Genomic DNA, 7,085 nt, shown 5'->3' with positions numbered 1-7,085 from the left:
CCCGGGCCGATCAAGTCCCGGAGCTCCTTACATGAGCGCACCCTGGACTGGACCGACCGCGTCCTCGAGCTGGAGGTCGGCCCCGTCGCCCACGGCGGGCACTGCGTGGCCCGGCACGAGGGGCGCGTGCTCTTCGTGCGGCACGCGATCCCGGGCGAGCGGGTGCGGGCGGTGGTGACCGAGGACCAGGGCGGCTCGTTCTGCCTGGCCGACACGATCTCGGTGCTGGAGGCCTCGCCGGACCGGGTGCCGGCCCCGTGCCCGTGGGCGCGCGCCGGCGGCTGCGGGGGGTGCGACTTCCAGCACGTCACCCCGCCCGCCCAGCGCGCCCTCAAGACCGCCGTGCTGCGCGAGCAGCTCACCCGCCTCGGCGGGCTGACCGGCGGGCTCGCCGACACCGTCGAGGTGGAGGAGCTGCCCGGCGGCCCGCTCGGCTGGCGGCAGCGGCTGCGCCTCGCGGTCGACGACGAGGGCCGCGCCGGGCTGCGCGCCCACCACACCCACGAGGTCGTCCCGATCTCGGACTGTCTGCTGGCGCCCGCCGGACTGCTCGACGACCTGCTCGAACGCCGCTGGCGGCCGGGCGACGAGATCGAGGTCGCGGTCGACGTGCGGGGCGAGCGGCACCTGGGCGCCGGCGTGCCGCCCGCGGAGCGCAGCGCCTCCGTGCAGCACGCCGCCGGCCGCGACTGGGAGCTCTCCCCGGGGGCCTTCTGGCAGGTGCACCCCGAGCTGGCGGACACCCTCGTCGAGGTCGTGCGGGAGTGGGCGGCCGCGCCCGGCGGCGGCACGGCCTGGGACCTCTACGGCGGCGTCGGGCTGTTCGCCGCGGTGCTCGCCGAGCAGGTGGGCCCCCGGGGGTCGGTGACGGTCGTCGAGTCGGCGCGGCAGGCCGTGGCCGACGGCGAGCGGGCGCTGCGCGACCTGCCGCAGGTCGCCTTCCGGGTCGGCCGGGTGGAGCGGGTGGTCACCGGGCTGCCCGACCCGACGGTGGTCGTCGCCGACCCGCCGCGCAAGGGCCTCGGCAGGACGATGGTGGACGAGCTGTGCGCGCGGGCGCCGGAGCGGATCGTCTACGTGGCCTGCGATCCCGCCGCCCTGGGCCGGGACGTGAAGCTGTTCGCCGACCGGGGCTACGCGCTCGCCGCGCTGCGCTCCTTCGACGCCTTCCCCATGACGCACCACATGGAGTCGGTCGCCCTCTTCCGCCCCGCCGACCGCTCCTAGCGCGGCGGCCGGCCTTCCGAGCACACCGACCAGCGGGAACCACCGACAGGAGGACCATGGGCATCGCCGAGTACGTCGACGGCTGGGAGCCGGGACCCGTCGAGGTGCGGGAGGTGCTGGACCGCACCCCGTCCGACGCCTTCGCGGGACTGCTCGACCAGCCCTCACCCGTCGACGCCACGGGCCAGGGCTCGGCCGCGCTCCCGCCGCTGTGGACCGCGTTCCACTTCCTGGAGCGCCCGGCCACCGCGGAGCTCGGCGAGGACGGGCACCCGCGCGAGGGGCACTTCCTGCCGCCGATCCCGAACCGGCGGCGGATGTTCGCGGGCGGGCGGCTCACCGTGCACTCCCCGCTGCGCGTCGGCGACGAGGTGGTGCGGCGCAGCGCGCTCCGGTCGGTCACGCCGAAGTCCGGGCGCTCCGGGGACATGCTCTTCGTGACCCTGGCCCACGAGTACCTGCGGGCGGGCGAGGTGGTCCAGGTCGAGGAGCACGACGTCGTGTACCGGGAGCAGGAGCCGGGCGCCGCGCGCGCCGCGGCGCCGACGGCCCCGGAGCCGCGCGAGCCCGAGCCGGCGGCGCCGGGGGAGTGGCAGGCCGTGCTGCGTCCGGACGAGGTGCTGCTGTTCCGGATGAGCGCGCTGACCTACAACGCGCACCGCATCCACCACGACCTGCCCTACACGCGGGAGGTCGAGGGGTTCCCCGGGCTGGTGGTGCACGGGCCGCTGCTCGCGCTGATGCTGCTGGAGCTGCCCCGCCGGTTCGCGCCGGACCGGCAGGTCGCAGAGTTCTCCTACCGGCTGCGCCGGCCCGCGTTCGCCGGCGCGCCCGTCGTCGCGACCGGCAAGCCGGACGGCTCCGACCTGGTCTGCGGCGTCCCGGGCGCCGACCCGAGCATCACCGGCCAGGTCACGTTCGCCTGATCGGCGGTAGTCCGCCCGAGCCCGAGCGGGGCCCGGGGCGGAGCGGACCCCGCCCGCACCCGTCCGGGGGGTGCCCGGGGAGGATGGGCACCGTGACAGGTTCGGTTCCCGCAGCGGCCTCCGCGGCCCCCACCGGGGCGGCGTCGGCTCCGCAGTCCCCGGTCCAGACAACCGCCCAGCCGTCGATCGAGCAGCGCATCGCCGACGAGCTGGGCGTGCGGCGGCACCAGGTCGCCGCGGCCGTCGACCTCCTCGACGAGGGGTCGACCGTCCCCTTCGTCGCGCGCTACCGGAAGGAGGCCACGGGCGGGCTGGACGACGCCCAGCTCCGCACCCTCGAGGAGCGCCTGCGCTACCTGCGCGAGCTCGAGGAGCGGCGCAGCGCCGTGCTCGAGGAGATCCGCAAGCAGGGCAAGCTCACCCCGGAGCTGGAGCAGCAGGTCCTCGCCGCCGAGTCGAAGGCCCGGCTCGAGGACGTCTACCTGCCCTACAAGCCCAAGCGCCGCACCAAGGCCATGATCGCCCGGGAGAACGGCCTCGAGCCGCTCGCCGACGCGCTGCTCGCCGATCCCACGCTCACCCCGGAGGAGGAGGCGGCGAAGTACCTCGGGGAGAACGTGGCCGACGCCGCCGCCGCGCTCGAGGGCGCCCGCGCGATCCTCGTCGAGCGGTTCTCCGAGGAGCCCGACCTCATCGGCGGCCTGCGCGAGCGGATGTGGAGCCGCGGCGTGCTGGTGTCGAAGGTCCGCCCGGGCAAGGAGACCGGTGACATCGCGGCCGCCAAGTTCGCCGACTACTTCGACTTCTCCGAGCCGTTCACCTCGCTGCCGAGCCACCGGATCCTCGCGGTCTTCCGCGGCGAGAAGGAGGAGGTCCTCGACGTCACGCTGGAGCCGGACACCGAGGCCCTCGAGCCGGGGCAGCGCAGCGACTGGGAGACCCTGATCGCCGCGCACGTCGGGATCTCCGACCAGGGCCGGCCGGCGGACCGCTGGCTGGGCGACGTCGTGCGCTGGACCTGGCGCACCCGCATCCTGCTGCACCTGGGCATCGACATCCGGGTGCGGCTGCGCACCGCCGCGGAGGAGGGCGCGATCGGCGTCTTCGCCTCCAATCTGCGCGACCTGCTGCTCGCGGCGCCCGCCGGGACCCGGGCGACCATGGGCCTCGACCCGGGCCTGCGCACCGGCGTGAAGGTCGCCGTGGTCGACGCGACGGGCAAGGTCGTCGCCACCGACACCGTCTACCCGCACGAGCCGCGCCGGGACTGGAACGGGGCGCTCGCCACGCTCACCAGGCTGGCCACCGCGCACGGTGTCGAGCTGATCGCGATCGGCAACGGCACCGCCTCCCGGGAGACCGACAAGCTCGCGGGCGAGCTCGTGGCGATGAACCCGGGCCTGAAGATGACCAAGGTCGTGGTCAGCGAGGCCGGGGCGTCGGTGTACTCGGCCTCGGCGTACGCCTCCGCGGAGCTGCCGGACCTCGACGTGTCGCTGCGCGGCGCGGTCTCCATCGCCCGCAGGCTGCAGGACCCGCTGGCCGAGCTCGTCAAGATCGACCCGAAGTCCATCGGCGTCGGGCAGTACCAGCACGACCTGCCCGAGGCGGCGCTGTCGCGCTCGCTCGACGCGGTCGTCGAGGACTGTGTGAACGCCGTCGGCGTCGACCTCAACAGCGCCTCCCCGCCGCTGCTGCGCCGGGTGTCGGGCATCAGCGAGTCGCTGGCCGCGGCGATCGTGAACCACCGGGACGCGAACGGGCCGTTCCGCACCCGCACCGCGCTGGCCGACGTCCCACGACTGGGTCCGAAGGCCTTCGAGCAGTGCGCGGGCTTCCTCCGCATCCGGGGCGGGGACGAGCCGCTCGACATGTCCGGCGTGCACCCGGAGGCGTACCCGGTCGTCCGGAAGATGGTCGACGCGGCCAAGGTCGGCATCGAGGAGCTCATCGGCAACACCACGAAGCTGAAGAACCTGCAGCCGCAGCGGTTCGTCGACGACCGGTTCGGGCTGCCGACGGTGAGCGACATCCTCGCCGAGCTGGAGAAGCCCGGCCGCGACCCGCGCCCGGCCTTCCGCACGGCGACCTTCGCCGAGGGCGTCCACAAGATCGCGGACCTGCGCCCGGGCATGGTGCTCGAGGGCGTGGTCACGAACGTGGCCGCGTTCGGTGCGTTCGTCGACGTCGGCGTGCACCAGGACGGGCTCGTGCACGTCTCGGCGATGTCCAGCCAGTTCGTGTCGGACCCGCGCGAGGTCGTGAAGTCCGGCGACGTCGTCAAGGTCAAGGTGCTCGACGTCGACGAGGACCGGAAGCGGATCTCGCTCACCCTGCGGCTGGACGACGAGCCGGGCAGGGGCGCCGGCGGCGGCCGGCAGAACCGCGGGGGTGAGCGCGGTGAGCGCGGCCCGCGGGACCGGCAGGGCGGCGGCAAGGGCCAGGGCGGTCAGGGCGGCCGCGGCGGCCAGGGCGGTCAGGGTGGTCAGGGCGGCCGGGGTGGCCAGGGCCGGCAGGGTCAGGGCGGCCGGCAGGGCGGTCAGCGCAACCGGCAGGAGAAGCCCGCCCCGCTGAACAACGCGATGGCCGACGCCCTCAAGCGCGCCGGCTTCAAGTGACCCGGTGAGCAGCACGAACGGGACTCCCGCCCACTCGAGGTGAGCGGGAGTGCCGTTCGTGCATCCGGGTGGCCAACCGACGAGGCGCCGGGGTGCGCAGGTCGAAGGGCAGCGGGACGCTCACCCGGCCGAGGTTCCCCGGCGTGCGTGAACGGCGGGTGGAGTCGTGACCGGCGGCACGCCGGGCGCGCCCCGGGTCACAGGGCGGAACATCATCGCGGGGGGTCGTGTTGTACCCCGTGGCGGACGGCACGACCCGCCCGCCGTGATCCCCCGCGACCCGACGTGTGACAATGGGTGCTGTCGGCTGTCAGCGATGACGTCAGCCGAGAGCCCCATGGTCCTTGTCAGGCGGTAACCAGCCGCTCCGGGCCCGCGGGCTTCCCCGCGGGTGCGCCGTCCGTCCGGATGTCGGCCGGTCACCCCGCTGCGACGAGGACTTGAGTGAGCACTCTGCTGGACCTGCCCGAGAACGACATCACCGACTTCGAGGACGACCTCGCCGCCGACCGTGCGGACGGCGACGACCTCGAAACGGACACCGACACGGACACCGACACCGACGCCGCCGGTGGCGCCTTCGCCGAGCTGGGCCTGGCCCCCGGCATCCTGGGCGTGCTGGCCGAGCTCGGCTACGAGAGCCCCAGCCCGATCCAGGCCGAGGCGATCCCCTCCCTGATCGAGGGCCGCGACCTGCTGGGCCAGGCGGCCACCGGTACCGGCAAGACCGCCGCCTTCGCGCTGCCCATGCTGCAGCGGCTGAGCGAGACCGACCGCGGCGGCGAGCGCCGCCCCTACGGCCTGGTCCTCGCGCCGACCCGCGAGCTGGCCATGCAGGTCAACGACGCGATCACCCGCTACGGCTCGGAGATCGGCACCCGGGTGCTCGCCGTGTACGGCGGCGCCCCGATCGGCCCGCAGCTCGGCGCCCTCAAGCGGGGTGTCGACGTCGTCGTGGCCACCCCCGGCCGGGCGATCGACCTGATGAACCGCGGTGCCCTGTCCCTCGACGCGCTCGAGACCGTCGTGCTCGACGAGGCCGACGAGATGCTCGACATGGGCTTCGCCGAGGACATCGAGACGATCCTGCAGGCCACGCCGGAGACCCGGCAGGCGGTGCTGTTCTCCGCCACCATGCCGCGGCGCATCGAGTCGCTGGCCCGCGAGTACCTGCGGGACCCGGTGACCGTGCGCATCGCGCGCGAGGAGGTCCCGGCGGGCGAGGCGCCGCGCGTGCGGCAGACCGCCTACATGGTGCCGCGCACCCACACCACCACGGCGCTCGGCCGGATCCTGGAGCTCGAGCGGCCCACCGCCGCGATCGTGTTCTGCCGGACCCGGGCGGACGTCGACGCCGTCACCGAGACCCTCACCGCCCGCGGCCTGCGGGCCGAGGCGCTGCACGGCGGCATGGACCAGGAGCACCGCACCCGCGTCGTCGAGCGGCTGCGCTCGGGCCGCACGGACCTGCTGGTGGCCACGGACGTCGCCGCCCGCGGCCTGGACATCGAGCAGCTCACGCACGTGGTGAACCACGACGTGCCGAAGTCGCCCGAGGCCTACGTGCACCGCATCGGCCGGGTCGGCCGGGCGGGCCGCGAGGGCGTCGCGATCACGCTGGTGCCCTCCGGCGCGATCCGACACCTGCGCAACATCGAGCGGCTGATCGGCAAGAGCGTGCCGGTCGCCCCGGTGCCCACCGTCGCGGACCTCAAGCAGGCCCGGCTGGACCGCACGCGGGCGCAGCTGCGCGAGCAGATCGTCGCCGACCTGCGGGCGGACGCCGACGCGGACCCGGACGGCGTCCGGGCCATGATCGAGTCCCTGGCGACGGAGTTCGACCCGGCGGACGTCGCGGCCGCGGCCGTCCGGCTCGTCCGGGCGGGCACCACCACCGCCGACGACGAGATCGACATCCCGACGCTGTCGGCGCCGCGCGAGGGCCGGGGTCCGCGTGACCGCGGTGACCGTGGGCCGCGGGAGGGCCGTCCCGGCGGTCGCGGCCAGGGCGCCCGCCCGCCGAGGGCCGGTGCGACGCGGCTGTTCGTCTCCGCCGGCCGGGCCGCGGGCATCCGCCCGCAGGACATCGTGGGGGCGCTGGCCAACGAGTCGCGGCTGTCCGGCCGGGACATCGGGGCCATCCAGATCCACGAGCGGCACTCGCTGGTGGAGATCCCCGAGCACGCGGCGGACGACGTGCTGCGCTCGCTGCGCGGCGTCACCACGCTGAAGGGCCGGCGGGCCAACGTCCGCCGGGACCGCGCGACCAGCTAGTCCCGGTCGCCCCACAGACTGACCCGCGCACGGCCAAGGG

The 7,085-nt window shown here is 75.1% G+C and carries 4 protein-coding genes; all 4 read left to right on the top strand.

The annotated features are described in order from the left end of the window. Positions 1-42 precede the first annotated feature (42 nt). Positions 43-1,227: a class I SAM-dependent RNA methyltransferase gene (locus ACFQH9_RS24430; protein WP_379569353.1), complete on the top strand. Its 1,185-nt coding sequence runs from the start codon at positions 43-45 to the stop codon at positions 1,225-1,227. 56 nt (positions 1,228-1,283) lie between these two features. Next, positions 1,284-2,153 (top strand): HTD2 family dehydratase, encoded by an 870-nt coding sequence (locus ACFQH9_RS24425; RefSeq protein ID WP_379569349.1) that lies wholly within the window; start codon positions 1,284-1,286, stop codon positions 2,151-2,153. A gap of 185 nt (positions 2,154-2,338) precedes the next feature. Next, positions 2,339-4,771: a Tex family protein gene (locus ACFQH9_RS24420; RefSeq protein WP_379569351.1), complete on the top strand. Its 2,433-nt coding sequence runs from the start codon at positions 2,339-2,341 to the stop codon at positions 4,769-4,771. Between the two features lie 444 nt (positions 4,772-5,215). Then, complete coding sequence (locus ACFQH9_RS24415) at positions 5,216-7,045, top strand: DEAD/DEAH box helicase (RefSeq protein ID WP_379569347.1); 1,830 nt, start codon at positions 5,216-5,218, stop codon at positions 7,043-7,045. Positions 7,046-7,085 lie beyond the last annotated feature (40 nt).

The organism is Pseudonocardia lutea, from assembly GCF_042658055.1.
Lineage (GTDB): Bacteria > Actinomycetota > Actinomycetes > Mycobacteriales > Pseudonocardiaceae > Pseudonocardia > Pseudonocardia lutea.
The sequence above is the reverse complement of the archived record's forward strand: the minus strand, read 5'-3'. Positions and strand labels throughout refer to the sequence as shown.

Bases quoted from the DNA above. Each gene is read 5' to 3' on its own strand.
- ACFQH9_RS24425 (WP_379569349.1), top strand. From the start codon at position 1,284: ATGGGCATCGCCGAGTACGTCGACGGCTGGGAGCCGGGACCCGTCGAG.